Origin of the sequence: Candidatus Marimicrobium litorale (assembly GCF_026262645.1) — a bacterium.
Taxonomy (GTDB): domain Bacteria; phylum Pseudomonadota; class Gammaproteobacteria; order Pseudomonadales; family Halieaceae; genus Marimicrobium; species Marimicrobium litorale.
Genome location: NZ_SHNO01000001.1, coordinates 1,026,307 through 1,049,535 on the forward strand (window position 1 = coordinate 1,026,307; position 23,229 = coordinate 1,049,535).

Sequence of the window (23,229 nt, forward strand, 5' to 3'; positions counted from 1 at the left end):
TGCTGGTACAGTAATTGCGACCGGTAGTGAAATGTCCCGCTTACTTACAATGGAGCGTCAGCCTGAAATGTCCAGGTCGAGGAAATTCCGATAGGATACGCTCAGCCCGAGCATAGTATGTAAATCATGGCGTGATCTCAAGCGCGACAAACAATTGCGGACCACCCTTGGTATCCGTCTTCAGGAGTCAGATTATGGATAATGCGCTGGATTTCAGCGGCAAGGCCGTCATCGTAACCGGTGGCGGGAAAGGCGTCGGCAAGGGGATATCCGAGATCTTTCTGAGCGCGGGGGCCGATGTGCTTATCTGCGGCCGTTCCGAACCGGAAAAACTCCCCTCCAGCGGTGATCGTAGCGCCGTTTTCACGGCGTGTGATGTCCGCGACTTTAATCAGGTCGAGGCTTGCATTGATCTGGCGATGGAACGTTTCGGGCGACTCGACGTGCTGGTCAACAACGCGGGAGGAGCCCCCTACGCCGAGGCTGCCACCGCCTCGCCGCGCTTTTCCGAGTCCATCATTCGACTCAATCTGATTGCCCCGTTAAATTTCAGTCAGGCCGCCAACCGGGTAATGCAGGAGCAGGCATCCGGCGGAAGTATCATCAACATAGCCAGCGTTAGCACTATTCGCCCGTCCCCGGGCACCGCCGCCTACGGAGCCGCCAAAGCGGGACTGGTAAACCTCGGCAGCTCGCTCGCTGTCGAATGGGCGCCTAAGGTGAGGGTCAATGCTCTTGTTGTCGGTCTGGTGGAAACTGAGCAATCCCACCTGCATTACGGTGATGAGGCCGGGCTGGCGGCCGTCGCCGCTACAGTGCCACTTGAAAGGATGGCGGTTCCCGCCGATATCGGAAATGCCTGCCTATTCCTGGCATCCCCCCTCGCCGCTTACGTTAGCGGCACCAGTTTCGCAGTCCACGGAGGGGGAGAGAAACCTGCCTTTATGAGCGCTTCCAGCGCAGAAACCCCCCGATAAACAAACGTTATTGTCGCAACCCACGTGCTTCGCGATATACTTGCAAAAGATCGTCAAGCTCAAGCCTTGACCTTGGCTGACCTCCTGGCGGCAGTGAATCGGCCGTGGCAGACGGCGCTGGCAAGGCGACTCGCAAGAGCCTGACAATAACGAGAACTGAACGTCACTACCGCACGGACCGAACAGTCGCACCGCGAGAGGTTTAATGCCCCATACTTCGGCAAATGATGGCCACTTGCTCGCCGCCCTTGTTCTGGACAACGCCGTGCAGCTGAGCGGCCGGGTGTCGACGCTGTTCGACGGGCGATTGCGTCTGGATAATATCGACGTCCTCTCCACATCTGACCTGGAACCAGCGCGGCCGATTGAGCCGGACTCCTGTGGCATCCTGACCATTGCCGAGGCCAGGGGCGCGGGTACCAGCCTGGACCCGGTGCGGGTTAATATCTCCGGTACCATTGAAACGGGCCTCACGCTCGAATTTACTCGCGCTCAACATACGCTCGCATCTCGCTACCGGGACGCTATCACGGGCGCCAGCGCCGCCCAGGCCCGCGTCATGGATGACACTACAACAGGCACCGGCACACTGAATGATGCGATAAGCTCACAACGCAATGAGCAGCCTCGTCAACTGGGCGAGCAACTCAGCCACGCGGTTGGCGACATCAACCCAACCGACCTTTTTAGCTCTGTTATCGGCGCACTCAACTTTAAGCGCGAGGCAGAGGGCCTCCTTGACGGCGGCTCCCTCTCCGACGGCGTCGCAATGAGCGGAACCTGGGGCGGCGCAACGGTTCCCAGTGCACAACTCGATCAGTCGAAGTTGACCGATGCTCACTCTATCGCCCGGGCGCTTACTGATTTGCAGCGCAACTCCAGTGCTCGCGGGGATGTGCAGCAATGTAAATCACTCCGTACCTATCTCGCGGATCATAGGGAGGAGCTCACGGAGCTGCGAAACAGCAGCGGTCTCACAACAGAGAGCCTCAACCAGCTGGATCTGGTAGACAACCTATTTGAAACAATTAAATCTAACGTAGATGTCAGCCCCGATCTAAAGCAATCTCTGGGAAATCTGCAGATACCACTGACTAAACTTGCACTTCTCGATGACACGTTCTTTCTGGACTACAGACATGCAGCACGTGCCGTAATAGACAAGCTTTCAGTTCTCGCGGCATCGGCAAATTTTCCCAACAAGGCACTTGAAGACAGAATCAACCATATTATTGATACTATCGTCGCCGACTATGAAAGTGATGGTTCTGTTTTTCAATTCTCGCTGAAACAAATTGACTTACTGGTCAAGCAGCAGGAGCGCGACATGGCCAGGAATATCGATCGGGTCATCCGTGTGCAGGAAGGACAACAGAGGCTTGAAGAAGCCAAACGCGCCGTCCGCCTGGTCCTGGGTGAACGCATAAAATCCCCTCGCGCTCCGAGAGTGCTCTGCGATCTCGTCGACAACGGTTGGCGTGACCTACTGGTGCTGACGCATGTGCGAGAGGGCGATGAGAGCAAAGGCTGGCAAGAACAGATTAAAGCGCTGGACCTTTTGTGCTTTTGGCTTGATCAGCGCTTGCGCGGTGCTGAGGCAGAAGAACTTATTGCGCAACGCCTGACAGAAGCAGAACCCATTCTCGAGCGACTTGGGCAACAGATATCCAAAGCGCTGCCTATCTGCATGATTCACGAGGAGCTGCTTGATGAAATACGAGATATTCTCGCGGGCAATCTGGACGCGGGCTTGACCGATTTCAGCGATCAAGAGTGGGCAGCGACTCCTCATGCGCGCGATCTTCGCGCGAAAGTAGAAGATCTTCCAAGACTGCGTCGCTGGGTCAAACGAGCTGAGCAACTAGATATCAATAGCTGGCTTAACTATCTCGACGATGATGGTCAAAAAAAGCGCATGCAATTAGCGTGGATGAGCAAAGAAAAAGACCGTTTCATTTTTGTGAATGAACGCGGCCAGAAGGTTTCCGACATGAGCACGATTCGTCTGGCGCGCCAGCTCAGTCGAGGCATGCAACCGCCCTCCCCCTCGTCGTCTGAAAAACTGTCAGTGGTAGACCAGAGCATGTACCAAACGCTTGAGCATGTACAAAAAACCCTGAGCTTCGATCGCAACCACGATAAACTAACGAGATTGATCAATCGCGGCACGATTTACGACCAGATAAAACGGGCGCTGCGACACAGCCAAACGAAGCGCTCCCAGCACGCCGTGCTGTACATAAATATTGACAACTTTCATCTCGTTAACGAGGTGTACGACAGGGTAGTTGGCGACCAGATATTACTGGAATTCGCCAGGCTCCTGGCTCAGCTGCATAGCAAAAAGTCTTCTTCCGCCCGGCTAGACGGAGATGAGTTCGTAGTTCTTTTACTTGATCACACCAGTGAACAGGCGCAGCGCGTTGCGGCACAGATCTGCGATGATATTTCATCCGGCTCTGTCGATATCGATGGCGAAAACGTTAGCTTTACGGTATCGATTGGAGTCGCTTCGATCCGCGAGCACAGCAGCGACGCTCAGGAAGTCACAAGTGCCGCCCGTTCCGCCATGCAGCGCGCCAAGCAGACGGGGCGTAACAGAGTGGTACCCTACGAGGAAGAGCACGCGAAAGTCACTGACTATCGAATTCAAAAAAGCCAAACGCGGCAGGATCTTGAGGACGCAATTTCTGCAGAACGCTTTCGCCTCCGAGCGCAGCCAATAAAGCAGACGGTCCTGAGTGATCGCTCGATTTCCACATTACATTACGAGATATTGCTTGGCGTGGTAAACAGCGATGGTTCGCTGTCACCCCCGGGGGATTTTATTCAGTCCGCCGAACGGTACGGATTCATGACACTGATTGATCGATGGGTGGTTAAAGAATCTTTTAGATGGATCAGCCAACTAATGGATGAACAGAAGGTATTACCTCATCTCTCAATAAATCTGTCAGGTGCAAGTGTCACCGACGACACCTTCATGGAATATCTGCTGGATCAAATTTCAGAATTCGGGGTCGGCACAAGCCGCCTGTGCTTTGAAATCACGGAAGCGGGAACGATTTCTAATCTGGTGAAGGCAGCGGATTTTGTACGGGCATTCAGAAACATTGGCTGCAAATTCTCGATTGATGACTTTGGCACGGGACTCGCCAGTCACGTCTACCTGCGCGAACTACCGGTCGACTATGTAAAAATTGACGGCAGCTTCATTACCGGCATTGATACGAATCGAAGTGACTATGCCATGGCTCAATCGATAAACGATCTCGCGCATTTTCTTGGTCAGAAAACAATCGCCGAGTCCGTTGAAACGGACAGTATAATTGCGAAGCTGGAGGAACTTGGCGTCGACTACATTCAGGGCTGGGGAGTTGGATATCCCAAGCCTTTAGCAGAAGTCACGGACGACCTTTCCAATCTCGAAAAATGAAATCAAAAGATATCGACACTGATTACAACCAGCTTATCGGCCTTGTCTATGAAGGCGCACTGGAAGCTCGACCTTGGCAAAGTGCCCTACCCGCACTGAGGGAAGCCATGGACGCACAGGTAGTTTCCCTCGTGCTGCGCCCTCCTACTGATAATGACCAGGGCGTAATTCTCAACTGCATTAGGCCAGAGACAGGGAGTGAAATTACCTCGTCCAGACTAGCTGATTCCAGCGACTGGGAAGTTAGCGCGTATCGAGAGCAGTTTTTTTCTCTCGATCCGTTTATAAACCTGCCCCTCGATAAGGTAATAGCGCTCGAGGACATACTGCCGGACACCGAGCTTATATCCTCCGATTATTATCAGCACTATCTCAAGCCAATAAATCTTTTCCGGATTCTAGGTGTCGATACTGCCGAACCGGGGGGAATGATTGCGCGTTTGCGAATCTCCCGCCGCGAAAGTGAGGATGGCTTTAAACGCAGCGAGCGGGAACTTCTGGAGTTTGTCACGCCGCATCTTCGCAGAGCCATCGAGATCTACGCGAGACTGAATCGCATGACAGCGGAGCGAGACGTGTATGCGGGGGCGGTCGACCAGCTGTCAGTAGCCAGCATCATTCTCGATGAACAGGGAAAGTTACTCACGACTAACGCAGTTGGACGAGCGCTTCTTGATCAGGGCGCCGGACTGAGCCTACGGGATGGCCGCCTAATGATCGAGGGACGGGAATTTAACAAAGAACTGCAATCGGCATTAGCGACCATTATCAAAGCTCAACAAAATGGTGAAACATCTGTAGTCCGTGCATTACGCGTTCCTCGACCAGGGGTGAGATCTGACCTTGGCCTGGTAATAAAACCCGTACCACTGTCGGAATGGAGTGAGGGCCAGTCGAGTCCATCGGCTGCTGTTTTTATCAGCGATCCGGACCTCAAGGAATCGACCTCTCGCCAGGTTTTGGGAGAGCTTTTCGAACTCACACCGGCAGAGGCTAATCTGGCCACATTGCTCGCACGAGGGCTTAGCCTCGCGCAGGTATCCGATGCGCAGCACATTTCGCAGCACACGGCGCGAGCGCAACTGAAATCGATCTTCGCTAAGATGGGCGTATCAAGACAGGCCGAACTTGTTCGACTTGTTCTAAAAAGCGTAGCCTCGCTCGGCTAACAGCGCAAACAAAACTCATCAGCAGTAGCGTGAAAAGTATTGAGCATCCCTGCTGCCGGCGATTTCAAGTATCGCTTTCTGCGCGGATAATCCGGAAGACCTTTAAAAATATGGCAAGCAGCCCCATTGTCGTGGACAAGACCTTGCACGCCTGCTCCCACAATTTCCAGATCAGCTGCGGTAACTGCAGGCTCAACAGCATTTGTCTGCCGCTGGCTCTCGATAGTGAAGATGTGTCACAGCTGGATGAAATTATCCAGCGCAGCTCACCCTTACAGAAGGGAGAACACCTTTACCGGCAGGATCAGCCATTCGAATCTGTTTTTGCGGTACGATCAGGGACAGTTAAGGCCTATCGGACGACCGATGACGGCAAAGAGCAGATCACCGGATTTTATTTCCCCGGTGAGGTGCTTGGCATGGATGGCATCAGTAACGACCTTCACGCATCGTCCGCCAAGGCACTGGAAACAGCTGCCGTTTGCGAAGTTTCTTTTTTCCTCTCTCGAGAACCTCGGTCGGGAAATGCCTCAGCTACAGCGACATTTTGTGCAACTGATGAGCCGAGAGATTACCAAGGACCAGGTGCTCATTACGCTGTTGAGTAAAAATTCTGCCTACGAACGAGTGGCAGCGCTTCTCTTAAGCATTTCATCCCGCAATGCAAGGCGAAAACTGAGCGCAGCACAATTTCGCCTACCGATGTCCAGAGCAGACATAGGGAACTATCTGGGTATCACTGTGGAGACAGTGAGTCGCGTTCTGACTCGAATGCAAAAAGAAATATACTTCGAGTGAACAATAAAGAGATTGAAATTATCACCATCGACGGCGTACGCGAAATGGCAAATCTCACAGTGTAGCCAATCAGGCGCCGTATACTGCGCCGACTGCGACCAGTGGATGCTTCGACTATGATGAAGTGCCGCCAAACTAAACAACGTGATAAGTTATCGGATTGTTGTGTCGCGACAGACAGCAAAATTATCGCCTGAATGGGCACAAACCTGGGCATCAGCATGACCGGATGAGCGCCGCCCCCCAGCCCCGTCACAGCAACGAGCGTGCAGCTAAGCCACCCTGTCAGAGCACCGCTAGCTCAACGAACATTGACTTAACGAAAGTCCACCGGCAAAAATCACCCCATAGGATAGGGAATATCGCGTGACACGCGATTAATCCTTTTCAGCGTCTCACCGTCTAGCAACACGTCCGCGGCGGCCAGCAGCTCGGCTACCTGTGCTGCGCTGGTTGCACCCACAATGGTCGACGCGACAAAATCATGCTGCTTGCTCCATGCAACCGCCATAGTCACTACTGACATACCGATGTCCGCCGCTATCTCGTCAAAGCGGTGCGCCGAAGCCAGCGTCTTATCATTCACGAATCGCTGCATCATGCTCTTCTGGCGAGCAGGAGCATCGCGATAATGCGTGAAACGGGCGCCATCAGGAAACGCGCCATCATTATATTTACCGCTCAGGACACCACCCGCGATGGGCGAGTAAGGCAGCAAACTCACCTCCTCCTCCCTGCAAGCCTGCGCCAATTCATCCTCGAAGCGCCGATTATTGAGGCTAAAGTTATTTTGGATCGTTTCGTAGCGAGCCAGACCGTGCAGATCAGAGGCCCAAAGATTCTTGGTCAGGCCCCAGGTTGATTCATTACTACAGCCCAGCACGCGCACCTTACCCGCTTGCACCAGCTCATCAAGCACCCTTACGGTCTCTTCCTGCGGGAACCCCCAGTCCGGCCAGTGCGTCTGGTAAAGGTCAATGTAATCCGTGCCAAGGCGCCTGAGGCTGGTTTCCACTGCTCGCATAATGTGGTGACGATCCAGGCCGGTCTTGCCGCCGCGCAGGGGAGCCTCCATCCAGGTATGGCTGGGACCAGCAACCTTGGAAGCGATAATCAATTTATCGCGCTCTCTGGTTTTTATCCACCGTCCAACAATATCCTCTGTTAAGCCTGCATATTTTATATCCGGTGGAACCGGATACATCTCGGCAGTGTCGTAAAAGTCCACCCCCGCTTCATACGCCATATCCATAATGCGGAACGATGTCTTTTCATCGGCCTGATTGCCAAACGTCATCGTTCCCATGCAAATATCCGACACCACGACGGCACTCTTACCCAAACGCTTTCGGTTCACTCTGCCCCATCCTCAAAAGTACTTAGCAACAAGCGGATTACTATAAGCGAGAGTATAGCGATTGCCTAGAGCGAGCGGAGCGCAGACACAACCATAGGAGTAACAAACCGGCTAGTTACTCTGAACCTCGCGTCTATTACAATGACACCATGACACTGGCCAACCTAATACGTTACAGCCTGTTACTTGTGGTCGCCTTGTGCATGGCTTTAGCTGTTTACGTCTACAACAATGTCGATAGCGTCATGCGATCGGTCACCATTCGATTACTGCAAGACTACGGCGTCACAGATGTCCGTCCGGTGAATATACACTGGCAGAAGAACCGGCTAATGCTGGATAGTCTATGGCTGAAGGGTCGGCAGAACGACATGGGCTATACGCTGTCTTTTATCGATATAGACATCGCCTACCAATGGCGCGAGCTCCTTGGACAACAACTGAAGGCAGTTCGCGTTAAATCTTTTGACATCGCTATTACCGACATGACAACGGAAACCTCTTCGATCTCCGAGAAAACTCTCGATTTTACCCAATTTAGACCGCGGACCGTTATTTCTGCGCTACCAATGGTCACCCTCAGTATTGATGCCTGGCGCTTACGCTACCAGAAAAATAATGCTTTCGCGTTCTCCAGCGCAGGCAGTTTGCACTTTGACAACAGCCTGCAGCTGGATTTGCACACCGTGTTGTCGGGCGCAAATATTACAGGGCGGATAACCGCGGATACGAATGAGCATACGCTTGTCGATATCAGAGTCGCAGGTGACAACGGGAAAATCGCGGCGTTCAAGGCAAATATTGATAGCCGCAATGGCCCGTGGCGTTGGGCATTTGAGGGGGATTGGCAGCAAGACGCGCTGTTAGCATGGCTTGACACCCTGCATCTCGACTTTGAGTTACCTCCTCTGCCGATCACCACTGCAAACCCAGGCGCAGGCCACGGTAGCTTTTCTGGACTTGTCGAGCATCCGGAAATCATTCAGCTTGATCCAGTGAGGCCAAACATCGCAGCGGCCGACGTCGAGGCCTCTCTTGAACTATCGGCAATCGTCGAATCCGTCGCCTACCCGACCATACTCAACGACCTATCTGGAAAGACAGAAGTCAGCCTCACTCTGCAGCAGGGGCAATTACTAGTCGCTCTCCTTATGACCGATACGGTAATTACAAGAGTGGGAGGCGATTACTCAGTCGAGCTAGCGGCCATGAGCTTTAACAGCGAAATAGACACCATACCCGCGCTCACTGTCCGCTCACGCGCCGAAGGCGAACTGCTCATTCAACACAACAGCAAGCGGTCTCCGTTAGTCGTCTTTTCGTTTGAACAGGCAGGATCGCTTGACGATTTAACATACAAAGTGAATGCTGCGCTCGCAGAATCAGCGCTCACCCTTGGCATCAGTGGAGAATTTGACCTATGGACGGGGCAAGGCGGGCACAGGTTCGCGCTCCACTCTGAAAACCTGTCCCGATTGAATGCGCAGGCACTACCAGCGGTGTGGGATTGGCTTTCCCTATCTTCCATGCCTGATATTCACAGCGGCGAACTGCAGTTGGATACCACGCTGCAGACCCGTGACTACGATCTAAGCGAATGGTCACAGACATCACGACTGCGCATTGAGGGCTTCTCGGTAACGTACGACGGTTACAGTGTTGAGCAAGCCTCACTCACGACTCAGTGGACTGGATCGAGCGAGTGGCTCAGCCTCCAACCTTTAGAGGTCGCTATTGACGGGATAGATGCAGGCTTTGCTATTGGCAGCGTAAGCCTGACCGCTGCAATGGTAGATCCCACCCCTGTACTAGCTCCGGAACTCAATATCCAAGCGTTCTCAGCAGAGGTATTCGGCGGCAAGGTATTTCTCGAAACGCCAGCCACCTGGAACTTTTCGGCACACAGTAACGGCGCGAGTCTGCAGGTTGAAGGCTGGGAACTGGCGCAAATCGTTGCTCTCCAGCAAAATCAGGATATTGCTGCACAAGGAACAATTCGGGGTACTCTGCCAATCGCCTTCAGCGATGGCCGTCTGATCGTCAGCAACGGCTATCTGAACGCACTACCCCCCGGAGGGACTATTCGTTACGACAGTGGCGATACAAGTCGCAACCTTGGCAATAACAGGCAACTCGGACTGGCACTGGACCTATTAAGTGACTTTCGTTACGAGACACTAGAAAGCGAGGTCGACCTGGATGATCAAGGCAACCTGGTGCTTGGCCTGTCCCTGGGCGGGCGCAACCCAAGCCACTATGGTGGCCAGGAAGTGAAGTTTAACATCAGGGTGGAACAAAACCTCGATCCACTATTACAAAGCCTACGCTTAAGTGATACCTTGACTCGGAGTATTGAGAATCGCTTGCATTGATGTTTATCCGTGTGCCTTTAACGAACACCCAGAGCCGCACACAACGGAGAACTCCATTATGAGAACCCCTGTTACTCTATCTTTACTTCTGTCTGCAATCGCTTGCTCTCCCACCGTGCAAGTTGCACCGCCCTCCGAACCGATTACGATAAATCTGAACGTGAAGATCGAGCATGAAATTCGAGTACAAGTCGACGAAGAATTAGATGACCTTTTTTCCAACGACAGCGCACTTTTCTAGGAGACATTAACGATGTTAATACCACGTCCGGCGAGGCCAGCCTTCGTCACAGCCACCCTTATCACACTGCTCTCTGTGGCCGCTTTCGCAGAGGATTTGGGAACCGCCAAGTCCAAAGGACTGGTCGGTGAAACAAACAGTGGCTACGTTGCAGCCGTCGAACCCTCTGACAAAGTCAATGCACTTGTGACCGACATTAACCAGCAGCGCAAAGCGCGTTACTCAGCCATTGCGAAGGAAAATAACATCAGCCTGAACGCGGTAGAAGCCAGAGCTGGCCTGAAAGCCATCGAAAAAACGCCTGACGGTCATTACGTCAATACGGGAGAGGGCTGGCAAAAAAAGTAAACAACACATTGTTTGGCCGGGTCGCCTAAGGCCGTGAAAAAATGCCTTACTTGCGTGGCGCCTAAAGCGCACCCTTTTCTTTTTCCCTCGCCATGTCCAGAGCCAGATCTTCGATCATATCTTCCTGACCACCAACAGTGCGCCTGCGCCCCAACTCGACCAGGATATCCCGACTAGACAGTCCGTATTTTTCGGCGCTGCGTTTTGCAAACAGCAGAAAAGAAGAGTAGACCCCCGCCCAACCCAGCGTCAGCGAGTCTCGATCTACACGCACCATGTGGTCCATGAGAGGCACTATCAAGTCCTCCGCTATATCCATAGCTTTGAACAGGTCAATGCCGGTTTTCACGCCCATCCTGTCGCAAACCGCAAGGAATACCTCCAGGGGCGTATTGCCCGCGCCCGCACCAAGCCCCGCAAGCGAGCCATCTATTCTGTTCGCGCCGGCATCCACTGCGGCCAGTGAATTAGCAATTCCCATGGCAAGATTGTGGTGACCATGGAAGCCCAGCTCGGTCTCAGGACGCAGTTCTGCGCGCGCCAGAGAGACACGTGAAGTCACATCATCGGGCAGCATATATCCTGCGCTATCCGTAATGTAGACACAGTTCGCGCCGAAGTCCTCCATCATTTTTAGCTGCACGATGAGTTCTTCTGGCTCAATCATGTGCGCCATCATTAAAAAACCCACCGTATCGAGCTCGGGATATTGCGCAGCCATGTTGAGGTGCTGCTCTGAAACATCTGCCTCTGTGCAGTGCGTGGCTATGCGGATAGTAGATATACCGCACCCCACCGCCATTTTTAAATGGTCCACCGTTCCAATACCGGGCAGCAGCAGAGCCGAGATGCCGGCATTCTTTACCGCTTTACAAACGGCCGTAAGATACTCTTCATCAGATGCGGCTGGAAAGCCGTAATTGACGGAAGCGCCTCCAAGGCCATCCCCGTGGGTTACTTCGATCAGGGGGACACCAGCCTCGTCCATCGCCGCAGCAATAGTGACCATCTGCTGCACTGTGATCTGATGCTGCTTTGGGTGCATTCCATCACGAAGACACATGTCGTGCACTGTGATTTTCTTGCCATTCAAATCCATTGCTTTGATCTCGAATAAAGGTATTTAGGATGATCAGGAAGCGTGCTCAGCAACGCACGAGTTACTCAGGCAGCAACCGGCGTAAAACGGCCCGACAAAATTTCCTCGGCGTACATTTCACCGGTGCGTAGACCGGCGGCAGTCATAATATCCAGGTTACCGGCATATTTGGGCAGAAAGTCACCCAAACCTTCCACCTCCATGTAGATGGAAACCCTATTGCCGTCGAACACAGGCCCGTTTTTTAGCGTATAACCCGGGACGTACTTCTGCACCTCCGCAATCATCGCGTGCACAGACTGTGTTATCGCATCCTGATCGGGCGCGTCCACCGTCAGGCAGTGCACCGTGTCACGCATGATTAACGGGGGCTCAGCGGGATTAATGACGATAATCGCCTTGCCACGTTCAGCCCCACCCACTTTCTCGATACCGGTAGCGGTCGTGCGAGTAAATTCATCAATATTTTTACGTGTACCGGGGCCCGCAGATTTGCTGCTGACAGTAGCTACAATTTCACCATAGTCCACAGGCTGCACCTGGCTGACTGCCGCAACAAGCGGGATGGTCGCCTGTCCACCACAGGTCACCATATTCACATTCATAGCGCGCGCCTCGACCGCTTGCTCAAGATTTACCGGGGGAACACAAAACGGGCCTATTGCAGCTGGGGTGAGGTCGATCATCACGGCCCCCTGTCCATTCACCTTCCGACTGTTCTCCGCATGCACGTAAGCGGAAGTCGCATCAAAGCAAATTTGTACTCCGTCATCACGCATGAATGGCAGCATACCATCGACGCCATCTGCCGTTGTCTTTAGACCCATTTCCACCGCCCTGGCCAGCCCCGGCGAATCGGACACTACGCCCACCATCCAAACAGGTTCGATAAAGTCACTGCGCATAGCTTTCATTAGCAAATCAGTGCCGATATTGCCGGGGCCAATGATGGCCGCTTTCACTTTCTTACTCATTGCTTTTCTCTATAGTTTAATATTCGACACATACCGCCGTGACACATATCAGACAGCCTCTTGCGCACTGACGCGAAGTTTAACTGAAATGAGCGCAGTGAAAAGGAGGTGTAACAGCTAAATACCTAAGAAAAGGCACAACTACACCCCCCTATGCCCGCAATCTCGAGGGACATCTTGTCCCCCGCTTGCACAGGGATGAGAGGTGCCAGCGAACCTGACAGGATGAGCTCACCTGCCTTAAACGGAATCCCGAACTCACCCAGGGTATTGGCCAACCACGCCACGGCAGTCAGTGGGTTACCCTGTACTGCACTCCCGAGACCCTCGGAATGAAACTCGCCATTCTTGAATATCTGCATTTTCAAATTAGGCAGATCAAAATCCCTGGGATTTACCTCATTCTTACCCAGCACATAGACACCGCAAGAGGCGTTGTCTGCAACGGTATCCTGTATCTTGATATTCCAATCGTGAATCCGGGAATCGACGATTTCGAAACAGGGCATGATTGTTGCGGTAGCATCAAGGACATCCTGCTCTGTTACTCCCGGGCCCGAAAGATCCGCCTTGAGGCGAAACGCGATTTCACCCTCGGCCCTCGGCTGAATCATATTGCCTGCAATTGGAATAACAGCTTTATCGGCGAACTCCATTCTATCCGTTAGAAATCCAAAGTCGGGTTGGAATACTCCGAGCATATCCTGCACGGGTTTACTGGTAACACCGATTTTTTTACCTACGATTCGTTCCGAGTCACATTTAACGCGCTGGCTCACCATGCGCAATGAAATATGATAGGCATCCTCGATAGTGATCCCCTCTTCCCTCTCCGTAAGGGGCGCAAGCGTCGATTGGCTGCGCAAGGCAGCGTAAAGTTCATCGCCTAGACTGCGAATTTTATTCTGATCCATCATCAATCAACATTCCTTCGTGGAGTGCAGAGCGCGCTAGCTGTGTTGCAAAAAATCGAGGCACATCCGGTTAAACATATCCTCGTGCTCAACCATCACCCAGTGCCCGCACTCTGTCACCAGAATAAACCTGAGATCCTTCATATTTTTCGCCATTGCCATAATGCCATTCTCCGGCATCATCTGTTCATCCATACCCCAGAACCCAAGCACGGGACAGTCAATCTCCGCCAGGCGATCCACAAGAACGGGCACCTTCATGGTTGCCATGACATGGCCATTCATAATCTCCATAATTTGCATGCGTTCGGCCACTAATTCATCCGTGGCATGCTCCGGGTTATACATCAAGCCAGTCGAGAACAGATCCTTCATGACCGCTGGCGTCACCGGGTCACCGGAACCGAATACAGCGAATACCTTCTGCATACCCGGCATTTGTTGATAGTCACTGAGTTCACTGAGGCCCCCGGGAGCCATGAGCACCAGTTTCTCCACCAGATCGGGGTAGTCAAGTGTCAGGCCCAGAGCGACAGCACCACCCAGTGAGTTACCCACCAAGGTACATCTTTCCACACCCGCTGTATCAAGCGTCTGTTTGATGCACTCAACAAAAAAAGACAGGGGATGGTCTACATCCGTGGGCTTATCAGAAAAACCGTAACCAATGTGGTCAGGAATAATGCAGCGATACCCGGCGGCAACCAGATGCCGGTAATTCCCTTTGAAATTGCTGTAGCCACTGGCGCCGGGGCCTGAGCCATGAAGGAAAACGACAACCTCGCCCGCACCTTCATCGAGGTAGTGAATACGGTAGCCATTGGCACACTCTGCATAACTGCCCTCCGGGAGTAATCCATTTTTTTTCATACTGTCTCCGTATCAAGCCAGCACCGCTAGAGTGCAAAGTCGCGATTTTCCTCACCAAACAGCACCCCGCCCATATTCATGGCGAAGGGTTTGCTGTGATTAGCCACGTGGGCCTGACTGGCAAGTATGTCTAGATGAAAAGTCAGCAGATCACTATCTCGGCGAATACCGCCGCTACCGGCGGCTTTGAGCATCTTGCTGGAGAGCGCCAGGCAACGGTCTGCCACCACCGCAGAATCATAGCGGTAGCGCACACGATCTTCGATCGGAATAGGTACACCCGATCGGCAACACGCCATCATCTCATCGAAGTTGCGAATCATGGTCAGCTTCATCTCTTCGAAGTCTGTTTTGACCTCAGTGGCGATAACCCGCGCGAAAGGATCGTCCTTCATTTTGTTAGGGCCCACCTGGCGTGTCTTAGCGACCTCTACAAACGCATCCAAGGCACCCTGAAGCGCGCCCAGCGTAGCGGTGCATACCGCACGAACGAATACCTGCATAAAAGGCATACGATAAAGTGGCGCTGTGTTCACCGCGTTACCGGGGTTATCACAGAGAAACCCATCCATCGATTTATGTGTCCTGTATTCTGGTACAAATGCGTCTTCTACCACGACGTCGTGACTGCCGGTGCCTTGCAGGCCCACCACATCCCAGTTGTGAACAATCTCATAGTCGCTGATCGGCACTAGAAAAGTGCGGTAGTTCGCCATGTCAAACGGCGCTTCGGGCGTGGGGACGACGGCCCCCAAAAAAGCCCATTTGCAGTGCTCGGCGCCGCTGGAGAAGCTCCAGCGACCGCTCAAGCGATAACCCCCGTCGACCACTTTTACCTTACCCACTGGCGCATATGAGGAGGAGATAAGAACCGAGGGATCATCCGCCCACACATCCTGCGCTGCCTGATCGTCAAAAACCGCAAGCTGCCAATTATGCACAGCAATGACGCCAAGAATCCATGCGCTCGATGGACAAAAACGTGCTACTTCCAGTCCCACCGCGTAGAACACCTGCGGATCCATGGCGTAGCCGCCCCACTGCTCCGGCTGCAGAATCCTGAAGAACCCAGCCTCGCGAAACTGCGCTACCGTCTCGTCAGGCACCCGCTGATCGCGGCTGGCCCTGGCGCTGCGCTCACGCAGCGCCGGACCCATGGCCGTAGCTGCCGCTACCAATTCCTGCGCGCGGGAGCTTTCGAGCCCGTAGGGATTTACTGCATCATTCTGAAGTGCTTCGGTTATGGCAATCATCGTTTACTCCTCTGGTTCTATCTTACCTTTAAAGTATAGAGCTAACCGCATGGATGCAGCATCCTCCATATGGGGTATCACCTACTCTACTATAGCGTCCCCAAACGTCGTGGGCGGCCCAAAAAAGGCACGGTGCGATGGCGGTGTCTCACCCGACATATCGGTGATACCGTATTCTTGCGCCAGTTCCGCACCGATCCATACCTGTCCGCTTTTATCCATGCGTTGCGGATCGAGGGCAAGCGCATCAATAATACGCCCGGTAAACGCCGGTGTTTCGGCGGTGGCCATCAAGTCGGCGTATTTGTCAGGATCCGCCTCGAACACTCGCAGCGAGCGCTCCGTCAGCAATAGTCCCATCCAGACAGACACCACCGCCACATTAAAGGGTCGGAAATCAACCGCCATATCATGCGACATTTTATCCACGGCCGCTTTGCCAGCACCATATGCAGGCCCATGCATATAAATACGCCCGCCAAAGGAGGAGGTATTGACCACTAAACCCTCGCCATTAGCCTGCAGCAGGGGCGCTGCGAACCAGCTGGCAACGTAATGGGACCGCATGCCCACGTTCCAAAGCTCGGTCAGGGCCAGCGGCTTGTCCCAGAAAGGACCAGAAGTGACGAGGTCATCGTGCAGGCTGGTCGCATTGTTAACGAGGATATCCAGCCGTCCATGCTCTTCATCCACCCGCTCGAACAACTCGCGTACCACCTCGTCATCAGCATGATCGCAGAGCACAGGAACACCTTTACCGCCGGCGGCAGTAACTGCATCCGCCGTTACCTGAACAGTGCCGGGGAGCGTCGCATCACCCTCATTGCGGGTGCGGCCGGTGACGTAGACAGTCGCACCGGTTTCACCAAGGGCTATAGCAATCCCCTTGCCAGCCCCGCGACTCGCGCCGGTTACCACCGCGATCCGGTTCTGCTTTAGTCCCATAGTATTACCTCCGGCGCTGATGAACTTGTTTGCGAACTGCCATCCCTATTGTACGGCGCTGCACCACCATCCGCAGGAATAACTTGACCCTGTTAACATGCCCTGCGACAGTGCGAGCCACAATCGCTGCATGAGATATCGTAGGCAAGTAAGGACGACGGTTTAACCGCTTAGCCTACGTGTAACGTCTACAGGCGCCAAGGAAAAAACACCGTGCAGCCGTCATTTACCCTTACTTTCGCCGCTTGTGTTGCACGTCAGATCCGCCGTAAATTCCGCGCGAAAGTTTCCTTTCTATGCCTTTTGCTTCTCTCCAGCACCACGTTAATACACGCTGACGACAATCGTCAGGTCTATTCATCTCGCCACCAGCCCTGGCTTCAGGCAGTGGGTAAATTGCGGGTGCCGGGGCAGCGTTATGAGCAAGGGCGCACCAAACACTACGTGGAAGACTGCAGTGCGACGCTGGTTGCAAGGCGTGGCCGTACGCAGGCGGATATCATCGTGACGGCATGGCACTGCCTCGAGTATTACCGCGATCTTAGCCGGCCAATCGTTTTCTCTACCCGCACTGGCTCCGGCGAACCCCTTTACAGGGAGGCACGAAGACTGGTCGACGGGGGCGGAATGCACGCGGACTGGGCTGTGCTGGCGCTGGCTAAGGCGATACCTGTGGATCGGGTGCCGCACCTGACGGTGACGCAGGACCTACCAAATAAAGAACACCCCGTCATAATGGCAGGATACTCGCGCGACTCAGGCCTTGGAAAGCATGGCACGGTGCTTACCTTTGATCCAGCTTGCGCCATCGTCAGGGAACACCTGTCCTGGGGGTCCACCAACTGCAGGGCCTACAAAGGGTCATCCGGTGGAGCGGTCATCCAGCTGCGGCCGGGGGGCAGCGCCTCAATGGTTGGGGTTATTTCGCAGGGTAACGGCGAAGGGACCAGTCTTTACGTCCCCGCGGCGAATTTTCGTTCCTCGGTTGCCCGGTATCTCGATTAGCATGATGCGCCGTTACGTGCCGTCACTTGGCACGCATTGACGGCCTGGAGGAGCGCTGCCCACGTGCTTCTCCCCACGCAGGGAGGCCAATTCCACCTGCTTCTGTCGCTCGCGGAAACGTACTTTTTGATCCGGGCTGAGACTGTCAAAACAATATGGACAGGCCACTCCCCGCTCGTAGAATTCGGACTGCTTGTCCTCCAGTGTTATTGGATGGCGACAGCCATAGCACTGATCATACTGACCTTTTTCGAGCGCATGATTGACGGCAACCCGGTTATCGAAGACAAAACACTCACCCTCCCAGGTGCTCTCCTCCTCCGGCACCTCCTCGAGGTATTTCAGGATGCCGCCCTGCAGATGGTAGACCTCTTCGAAGCCCTCTTTCAACATGAAGGCAGACGCCTTTTCACAACGTATCCCTCCGGTGCAGAACATCGCGACCTTTTTGTGCACCAGGGGGTCCAGATGCTCACGGACATAGGCTGGAAACTCACGGAAATTTATCGTCCGAGGATCTACCGCATCACGGAACGTACCGATATCACATTCGTAGTCATTCCGGGTATCAAGCAATAAAACCTCCGGATCCAACACCAGACTATTCCAGTCTCGCGGAGTCACATAGCTGCCAACGCAATCATTCGGGTCGAGACCGGCAACCCCCATGGTAACAATTTCTCGTTTGAGCTTCACTTTCATACGATGAAATGGCATACGCTGATCACTGGATTCCTTGTGCTCAAGGTCTGCCATTCTTTCGTCACTGCGTAAATAATCCAGGACGCGATCAATGGCCTCCCGGCTGCCGGCAATGGTGCCGTTAATTCCCTCCTGCGCCAGCAGCAAGGTCCCGAGCGTGCCCGCCTCGCGACAGACATCCAGAAGCGGCTCTCTCAAATCGCGAAAATTATGCAGGGTGACAAATTTGTAAAGGGCTGCGACTACTGTGGGTTTCACCGCACCACCTCAGGCACCATCCGTGTTGCTTCCGCCCAGACACTCGGGAGACTCCGGTGCAGCTTTTTGGCGCTGTCGCCACTCATTGGGGGAATAGGTATGCAAAGCCAGGGCATGCACAGGACCCGCCATCTGCCCTGCCAAAGCAGCGTAGACGCTCTGGTGGCGAGCAACACGAGCCAAGTGGTCAAACTCTGCACTTACCAGCACCACACGGAAATGGGTCTCCGAATTCGGCGGCACATTATGCTGCGAACTCTCGTTGACTATCTCGAGGAAGTCCGGAGAAAACGCAAGCCTGAGCTGTTTTTCGATATCCTGCTGCACCATCTCTACTTTTTCTGCCTGTTGCGGATCAATAACTCACAATTATAACCAACTTGTGAAACTCCTGACAGCGCGACTCAAGCGCTACGGCCTTTGCGGCTGGCACGAAACTGACCAGGCGTGGACCCTGTCCACTTTTTAAAGGATCGATGAAAAGCACTTGGGTCAGTGAAACCCATCTGCAAGGCCACTTCATTAATCGACAAGTCCAGCCTGTCCAGGCACAGTTTCGACGCGTCACAGCGCGCCTCATCCTTTAACTGCTGGAATGTAGTCCCCTCACGCTTGAGGCGGCGACGTAATGTCGGAGCAGACATATTCAATGCGCTGCTGATTGTTTCAAAGCCGGGGAAACCCTCGCTGAAGTCGTGGCCAATCATTGCCTTGACCTGCGCTGACAGGTTATCGCTATCAGATCCACTTTCCATAACGAGCAACTGATACGGAGCCGTCCGCAGGAATTCCCTCAGGGAGTGTTCAGTATGCACCACCGGCCACGACAGGCAGGCGCTGTCAAAATACAGCAAGTCGCTTTGCTGATTAAAATACAAGGGGCAACCAAACAACTCCTCGTACTTTTCCTGACGTTCCGGCACATCCCCGGCAAAGTCCACACGCTTGAGCTCAATCGGACGCCCGCACAACCAGCCAAAGAACCGATGCCAGAGCGAGAGACCGTAGGCATCGGGTGCACCTACCCTCGGACGACCCTCACGCACCATTGTGCGATATCCCACGCGGGCAAACTGATCACTGAAGTTAGCGTATAGCTGGCTGCGCTCGTCAAAGAATGTGCGATAAAACTCCGATGAACGCTGGATTGCCTCTCCGAGGTTACCGCAAGAAATGATGCAATAACACATCATGCGAAAGGCACCCGGTGCAACCAGTTCGCTCCCCGTTGTACCAAACGTTTCATCCTGCAACAGACTCAACACGCCCTGATACACACGGGAGTACTGCATGGCGCTGATTTCGGAGCGGTAACCCGGATGAGCTTTATCCAGTGGGTCGAAATCAAGGCCTGCATTGGTCAATATCGTTGTGAAATCATAGCCTCGGTCACCCACCATGCGCAGCAGGGTACAGACGAAACGGGTGGGAACTCGATCACTCATAGGAAGACTAGACATCAATAGAGGCCGAAATAATAACAGAAGCCCTGCGCCGGGGTCAGGTAGCGGTAAAAATTCGCCCTTTCAGTGCTGTAGCTGCCTGAGACCCGAAACACGCACCGGAGTATACTGGTGAGCAGAAAATTGCTGAGAATGCCCATGAGCGAGCGCTACGATATTTGTTTCTCTGGACAAGTGCTGGAGGGGCACGATGCCGAAACTGTCCGCGCCAGACTGGCGAAGCTGTTCAAGGCGGATCGTGCAACTCTCGACAAGTTGTTCAGTGGCAGGACGCAAATTATCAAGCGCGGCTGCGACAAGGCCACCGCTTTACAATACAAAAAGGCCATGGAAAACGCTGGAGCTCAACCCATTTTTCGAGCGAGCGCCAAGCCGAATGATAAAACCCCCAGCCAGGAGGCTCTCGGCAGCGCGGCGACGCCCAGCAGCATTGCGACATCCGCTGACACACAGAACAGCGGTATTACCCTTGCCCCGCCTCAAAGCGATGTACTCAGAGACAGCGAACGGCAGGTTGTCGTCGAGCGAAAAGTTGACACCTCAATGTTACAGCTAAACGAAGCGGGCTCCCTGCTAACGAGCACGCCGCCGGCTCCGATAACGCTAGTCAATACAGACCACATCAGCGTTGCGGAAGCCGGCGCGGAAATCCCTAACCTGTTATCGCCGGAGGCGCCCCCAATACCGAGCACCGATGACATTCAGCTTACCGCGGTAGGCGGGGATATGAGCGGTCTCGCCCCTGCAGCAGCAGAGGCGCCACGAGTCGACTTATCGGGCTTGCGCATCGAACCACCCGGTAGCGACATTCTTGAAAAGCACCAGCGCCGCAGCACCCGCGGAAAAATCCCACCCACCGATCACCTGTCAATCAAAGACTAAGAGTCCGCAGCAGCGGGCCTAGCCCGCTACCGCAGGCAGTTTGATGCGCACCTGCAGCCCGGGATTTGCGCTGCCCAGCTCAACGGAGCCGAAGTGGTACTGCGCGATCGCCTGCACAAGACTAAGACCAAGGCCGTGGCCTGGCAATTCAGTTCGACTCGATTCAACACGGTAAAAACGGCGAAAAACATTTTTTCGTTCCACCACAGGAATACCGGGGCCAGAGTCAGAAATGACCACGCCATGCCCCGCACTGCCAGCAGTACCGACTCGCAACTGCACCCGTATGTCGCCACCCGAAGGGGTATACTTGATAGCATTGTCCAGCACGTTGGCAAACATCTGCACAAGCAAATCAGCCTCGCCTTTGCAGAGGCCCGGTTGCGGAGCATCAAGCGTCAGATCGATATTCCGCTCCAACGCCAACGGTTCATAAAGCTCTACAGCATCACGTAACAACGCCCGCAGTTCAACGTTGCTGCCATCGACCAGTCGGCTACCCGATTCCAGCGTGGAAATACGCAACAGTGCGTTGAATGACGACAGCAGATCGTCGCACTCTTCAATAATACCGTCGAGCTGGGTCGCATCCTGCCCGTCTAACCGACCCTCCAACTGACTCAGATTATTACGCATCCGCGTCAGCGGGGTACGCAGGTCGTGAGCGATGTTGTCAGATACACGGCGAACACCCTGCATTAATGAATCCATCTGCTCCAGCATCTGATTCATTACTTCAGCCAGCGCTCTGACGTAGCCTTTTTCACCCTCCACCTGTAAGCGCCGCTCCGCACCACCTCTCACAATACGCGAGATATCCCTGTTGAGCAGCTCAACCCGGTTCAGTGCCCGTGCCGCACTAAAAAAACCACCAGTGATGCCGAGCACCAGCATCACGCTCATTACCAGGATCAACGTCCGAAAGACCAGCTTGCCCTGCTCAACAATATCGTCGTAACCGCGGGCAACAATGGCGGAATACCCATCACCAAGACCCCGCGGGTGAGCAAGAAACTCCACGTCCACAGATTCGCCCCAATTTTGCAAAGCCATCTCAAAACCCAGCCAGCCGTCGTCAAACTCCCGATATCGGGGAGACTGGGGTAAATCTCCAAGCACCTTCTCTCCCCCATTGTCCGTAATCAAATAGTAGAAACGATTGACTGAGGGAGAACTGAGTTGATCCTCTATATATTGCTGTACGCCTGGCATCTGCTGGCCACTGTAGACCAGCTGCAGTGTTTCGAGCTCATCGAGTACGCTTTCACCGAGCTCCCTGAACGAGGAGTAACTAAAATAGATGTAGAGGGCCACGACGAGCATGAAGACGGTGGCGCTGAGCACGGTTACATATTTCACAATGTAACGAAACGTCAGGCTGTTAACGACATCTTTTATCTGCACGGCAGCGCGCTCAAGTGTCCAGTTGCGGCCCCAGCCTGTAGCCGGCGCCCCTCACAGTATTGAGCAGAGGGAATTCAAAGTCTTTGTCTATCTTCTGACGCAGCCTTGAGACATGGACATCGATAACATTTGTCTGCGGATCGAAATGATAACCCCATACGTGCTCCAGCAGCATCGCCCGGGTGACAACCTGGCCCGCATGACGCATTAGGTACTCCAGTAGTTTGTACTCTCGCGGCTGCAGAGTAATCGCAACCTTTTCACGCTGCACATGCTGCTTGAGTAAATCCATGGAGAGACCCTCCACCTCCAACACGGTCTGCAACTCAGCTTCCGGCACTACTCGACGCACCAACACGTCGAGTCGGGCCAATAGCTCAGCCATAGCAAAAGGCTTAACAAGGTAATCATCAGCGCCACCGTGCAGACCCTGCACCCGGTCATCAACGTCGCCCAGTGCGCTCAGCATAAGTGCCGGAGTAGTATCGCCGTCAGCACGTAGCGTATTAATCAGCGTGATGCCGTCCATCCTGGGCATCATACGATCCACGACCATAACGTCGTAGGTGCCATCAGCCGCGGCCGCCCTGCCCTCTACCCCGTCTGGAGCGTGATTGCAGTTGTGCCCCGCGGCCGTCAGTTCGTTGACGATGAACTCCGCCACTTGTTTATCGTCTTCCACGAGAAGAATATTCATGCAAAATCCCACCTTGATCTGCAATGTAGCACGGGGTGAAAGTCGCACTCAATTTACAATTCGTT

20 protein-coding genes and 1 pseudogene are annotated in these 23,229 nt (G+C 53.9%); 9 read left to right on the plus strand and 12 right to left on the minus strand.

What is annotated here, in order from left to right; genetic code table 11:
* The first annotated feature begins 194 nt into the window (after positions 1 to 194).
* From EYC82_RS04715 to fnr, 4 genes and pseudogenes are all read left to right on the plus strand, one after another.
* On the plus strand, positions 195 to 977 hold the full coding sequence (locus tag EYC82_RS04715) for an SDR family oxidoreductase (protein WP_279248390.1): 783 nt from the start codon (positions 195 to 197) through the stop codon (positions 975 to 977).
* 205 nt (positions 978 to 1,182) lie between these two features.
* Positions 1,183 to 4,413 (plus strand): DUF1631 family protein, encoded by a 3,231-nt coding sequence (locus EYC82_RS04720; RefSeq protein WP_279248391.1) that lies wholly within the window; start codon positions 1,183 to 1,185, stop codon positions 4,411 to 4,413.
* Entirely contained in the window at positions 4,410 to 5,582 is a 1,173-nt protein-coding gene (locus EYC82_RS04725) for a helix-turn-helix transcriptional regulator (RefSeq protein ID WP_279248392.1), read from the plus strand. The genes EYC82_RS04720 and EYC82_RS04725 overlap by 4 nt, the downstream gene beginning before the upstream one ends.
* Before the next feature lie 110 nt (positions 5,583 to 5,692).
* Positions 5,693 to 6,445: pseudogene (gene fnr / locus EYC82_RS04730) on the plus strand (fumarate/nitrate reduction transcriptional regulator Fnr).
* Between the two features lie 275 nt (positions 6,446 to 6,720).
* Here fnr and EYC82_RS04735 read toward each other — a convergent pair.
* Complete coding sequence (locus EYC82_RS04735; RefSeq protein ID WP_279248393.1) at positions 6,721 to 7,737, minus strand: aldo/keto reductase; 1,017 nt, start codon at positions 7,735 to 7,737, stop codon at positions 6,721 to 6,723.
* A gap of 149 nt (positions 7,738 to 7,886) precedes the next feature.
* On the opposite strand from EYC82_RS04735, the gene EYC82_RS04740 reads away from it, so the two are divergent.
* The 3 genes from EYC82_RS04740 to EYC82_RS04750 are packed head-to-tail and all read left to right on the plus strand — an operon-like array spanning position 7,887 to position 10,698.
* Positions 7,887 to 10,109, plus strand: a complete 2,223-nt coding sequence (locus EYC82_RS04740) for an intermembrane phospholipid transport YdbH family protein (RefSeq protein ID WP_279248394.1) — start codon at positions 7,887 to 7,889, stop codon at positions 10,107 to 10,109.
* Between the two features lie 58 nt (positions 10,110 to 10,167).
* Complete coding sequence (locus EYC82_RS04745; protein ID WP_279248395.1) at positions 10,168 to 10,350, plus strand: YnbE family lipoprotein; 183 nt, start codon at positions 10,168 to 10,170, stop codon at positions 10,348 to 10,350.
* Between the two features lie 12 nt (positions 10,351 to 10,362).
* Complete coding sequence (locus tag EYC82_RS04750) at positions 10,363 to 10,698, plus strand: YdbL family probable chaperone protein (RefSeq protein WP_279248396.1); 336 nt, start codon at positions 10,363 to 10,365, stop codon at positions 10,696 to 10,698.
* 61 nt (positions 10,699 to 10,759) lie between these two features.
* Here the strand turns inward: EYC82_RS04750 and dmpG are convergent, their stop codons facing one another.
* The 6 genes from dmpG to EYC82_RS04780 form a co-directional block, all read right to left on the minus strand.
* Positions 10,760 to 11,797: a 4-hydroxy-2-oxovalerate aldolase gene (gene dmpG, locus EYC82_RS04755; protein ID WP_279248397.1), complete on the minus strand. Its 1,038-nt coding sequence runs from the start codon at positions 11,795 to 11,797 to the stop codon at positions 10,760 to 10,762.
* A gap of 65 nt (positions 11,798 to 11,862) precedes the next feature.
* Positions 11,863 to 12,771, minus strand: coding sequence for an acetaldehyde dehydrogenase (acetylating) (locus EYC82_RS04760; RefSeq protein WP_279248398.1), 909 nt, complete (start codon positions 12,769 to 12,771; stop codon positions 11,863 to 11,865).
* Between the two features lie 125 nt (positions 12,772 to 12,896).
* Positions 12,897 to 13,688, minus strand: a complete 792-nt coding sequence (locus EYC82_RS04765; RefSeq protein WP_279248399.1) for a fumarylacetoacetate hydrolase family protein — start codon at positions 13,686 to 13,688, stop codon at positions 12,897 to 12,899.
* 33 nt (positions 13,689 to 13,721) lie between these two features.
* Positions 13,722 to 14,555, minus strand: a complete 834-nt coding sequence (locus EYC82_RS04770) for an alpha/beta fold hydrolase (RefSeq protein ID WP_279248400.1) — start codon at positions 14,553 to 14,555, stop codon at positions 13,722 to 13,724.
* A 26-nt stretch (positions 14,556 to 14,581) separates the two neighbouring features.
* Positions 14,582 to 15,808, minus strand: a complete 1,227-nt coding sequence (locus EYC82_RS04775; RefSeq protein ID WP_279248401.1) for an acyl-CoA dehydrogenase family protein — start codon at positions 15,806 to 15,808, stop codon at positions 14,582 to 14,584.
* 81 nt (positions 15,809 to 15,889) lie between these two features.
* The gene (locus EYC82_RS04780) at positions 15,890 to 16,753 is read right to left on the minus strand and encodes an SDR family NAD(P)-dependent oxidoreductase (RefSeq protein WP_279248402.1); all 864 of its coding nucleotides are present in this window, start codon (positions 16,751 to 16,753) and stop codon (positions 15,890 to 15,892) included.
* 213 nt (positions 16,754 to 16,966) lie between these two features.
* Here EYC82_RS04780 and EYC82_RS04785 point away from each other — a divergent pair, with 213 nt between their 5' ends.
* Positions 16,967 to 17,758, plus strand: coding sequence for a trypsin-like serine peptidase (locus EYC82_RS04785; protein WP_279248403.1), 792 nt, complete (start codon positions 16,967 to 16,969; stop codon positions 17,756 to 17,758).
* A 12-nt stretch (positions 17,759 to 17,770) separates the two neighbouring features.
* On the opposite strand, the gene trhO is transcribed toward EYC82_RS04785, so the two are convergent.
* The 3 genes from trhO to EYC82_RS04800 all read right to left on the minus strand — a co-directional run bounded on the left by trhO (position 17,771) and on the right by EYC82_RS04800 (position 20,163).
* A complete protein-coding gene (trhO, locus tag EYC82_RS04790; protein ID WP_279248404.1) occupies positions 17,771 to 18,718 on the minus strand; it encodes an oxygen-dependent tRNA uridine(34) hydroxylase TrhO in 948 nt (315 codons plus the stop codon).
* 9 nt (positions 18,719 to 18,727) lie between these two features.
* Positions 18,728 to 19,048, minus strand: coding sequence for a BolA/IbaG family iron-sulfur metabolism protein (locus EYC82_RS04795; protein ID WP_279248405.1), 321 nt, complete (start codon positions 19,046 to 19,048; stop codon positions 18,728 to 18,730).
* A 74-nt stretch (positions 19,049 to 19,122) separates the two neighbouring features.
* On the minus strand, positions 19,123 to 20,163 hold the full coding sequence (locus EYC82_RS04800; RefSeq protein ID WP_279248406.1) for an AraC family transcriptional regulator: 1,041 nt from the start codon (positions 20,161 to 20,163) through the stop codon (positions 19,123 to 19,125).
* 129 nt (positions 20,164 to 20,292) lie between these two features.
* Between EYC82_RS04800 and EYC82_RS04805 the strand changes: the two genes are divergently transcribed.
* Positions 20,293 to 21,063: a hypothetical protein gene (locus EYC82_RS04805; protein WP_279248407.1), complete on the plus strand. Its 771-nt coding sequence runs from the start codon at positions 20,293 to 20,295 to the stop codon at positions 21,061 to 21,063.
* An 18-nt stretch (positions 21,064 to 21,081) separates the two neighbouring features.
* On the opposite strand, the gene EYC82_RS04810 is transcribed toward EYC82_RS04805, so the two are convergent.
* Positions 21,082 to 22,467, minus strand: coding sequence for a sensor histidine kinase (locus EYC82_RS04810; RefSeq protein WP_279248408.1), 1,386 nt, complete (start codon positions 22,465 to 22,467; stop codon positions 21,082 to 21,084).
* A 10-nt stretch (positions 22,468 to 22,477) separates the two neighbouring features.
* Positions 22,478 to 23,164, minus strand: coding sequence for a response regulator transcription factor (locus tag EYC82_RS04815; RefSeq protein WP_279248409.1), 687 nt, complete (start codon positions 23,162 to 23,164; stop codon positions 22,478 to 22,480).
* Positions 23,165 to 23,229: the final 65 nt, after the last annotated feature.

Bases quoted from the DNA above. Each gene is read 5' to 3' on its own strand.
- EYC82_RS04800 (WP_279248406.1), bottom strand. From the start codon at position 20,163: ATGAGTGATCGAGTTCCCACCCGTTTCGTCTGTACCCTGCTGCGCATG.
- EYC82_RS04815 (WP_279248409.1), bottom strand. From the start codon at position 23,164: ATGAATATTCTTCTCGTGGAAGACGATAAACAAGTGGCGGAGTTCATC.
- EYC82_RS04795 (WP_279248405.1), bottom strand. From the start codon at position 19,048: ATGGTGCAGCAGGATATCGAAAAACAGCTCAGGCTTGCGTTTTCTCCG.
- EYC82_RS04725 (WP_279248392.1), top strand. From the start codon at position 4,410: ATGAAATCAAAAGATATCGACACTGATTACAACCAGCTTATCGGCCTT.
- EYC82_RS04770 (WP_279248400.1), bottom strand. From the start codon at position 14,555: ATGAAAAAAAATGGATTACTCCCGGAGGGCAGTTATGCAGAGTGTGCC.
- EYC82_RS04765 (WP_279248399.1), bottom strand. From the start codon at position 13,688: ATGATGGATCAGAATAAAATTCGCAGTCTAGGCGATGAACTTTACGCT.
- EYC82_RS04715 (WP_279248390.1), top strand. From the start codon at position 195: ATGGATAATGCGCTGGATTTCAGCGGCAAGGCCGTCATCGTAACCGGT.
- EYC82_RS04775 (WP_279248401.1), bottom strand. From the start codon at position 15,808: ATGATTGCCATAACCGAAGCACTTCAGAATGATGCAGTAAATCCCTAC.
- EYC82_RS04750 (WP_279248396.1), top strand. From the start codon at position 10,363: ATGTTAATACCACGTCCGGCGAGGCCAGCCTTCGTCACAGCCACCCTT.
- EYC82_RS04760 (WP_279248398.1), bottom strand. From the start codon at position 12,771: ATGAGTAAGAAAGTGAAAGCGGCCATCATTGGCCCCGGCAATATCGGC.
- EYC82_RS04745 (WP_279248395.1), top strand. From the start codon at position 10,168: ATGAGAACCCCTGTTACTCTATCTTTACTTCTGTCTGCAATCGCTTGC.
- EYC82_RS04720 (WP_279248391.1), top strand. From the start codon at position 1,183: ATGCCCCATACTTCGGCAAATGATGGCCACTTGCTCGCCGCCCTTGTT.
- EYC82_RS04780 (WP_279248402.1), bottom strand. From the start codon at position 16,753: ATGGGACTAAAGCAGAACCGGATCGCGGTGGTAACCGGCGCGAGTCGC.
- EYC82_RS04740 (WP_279248394.1), top strand. From the start codon at position 7,887: ATGACACTGGCCAACCTAATACGTTACAGCCTGTTACTTGTGGTCGCC.
- dmpG (WP_279248397.1), bottom strand. From the start codon at position 11,797: ATGGATTTGAATGGCAAGAAAATCACAGTGCACGACATGTGTCTTCGT.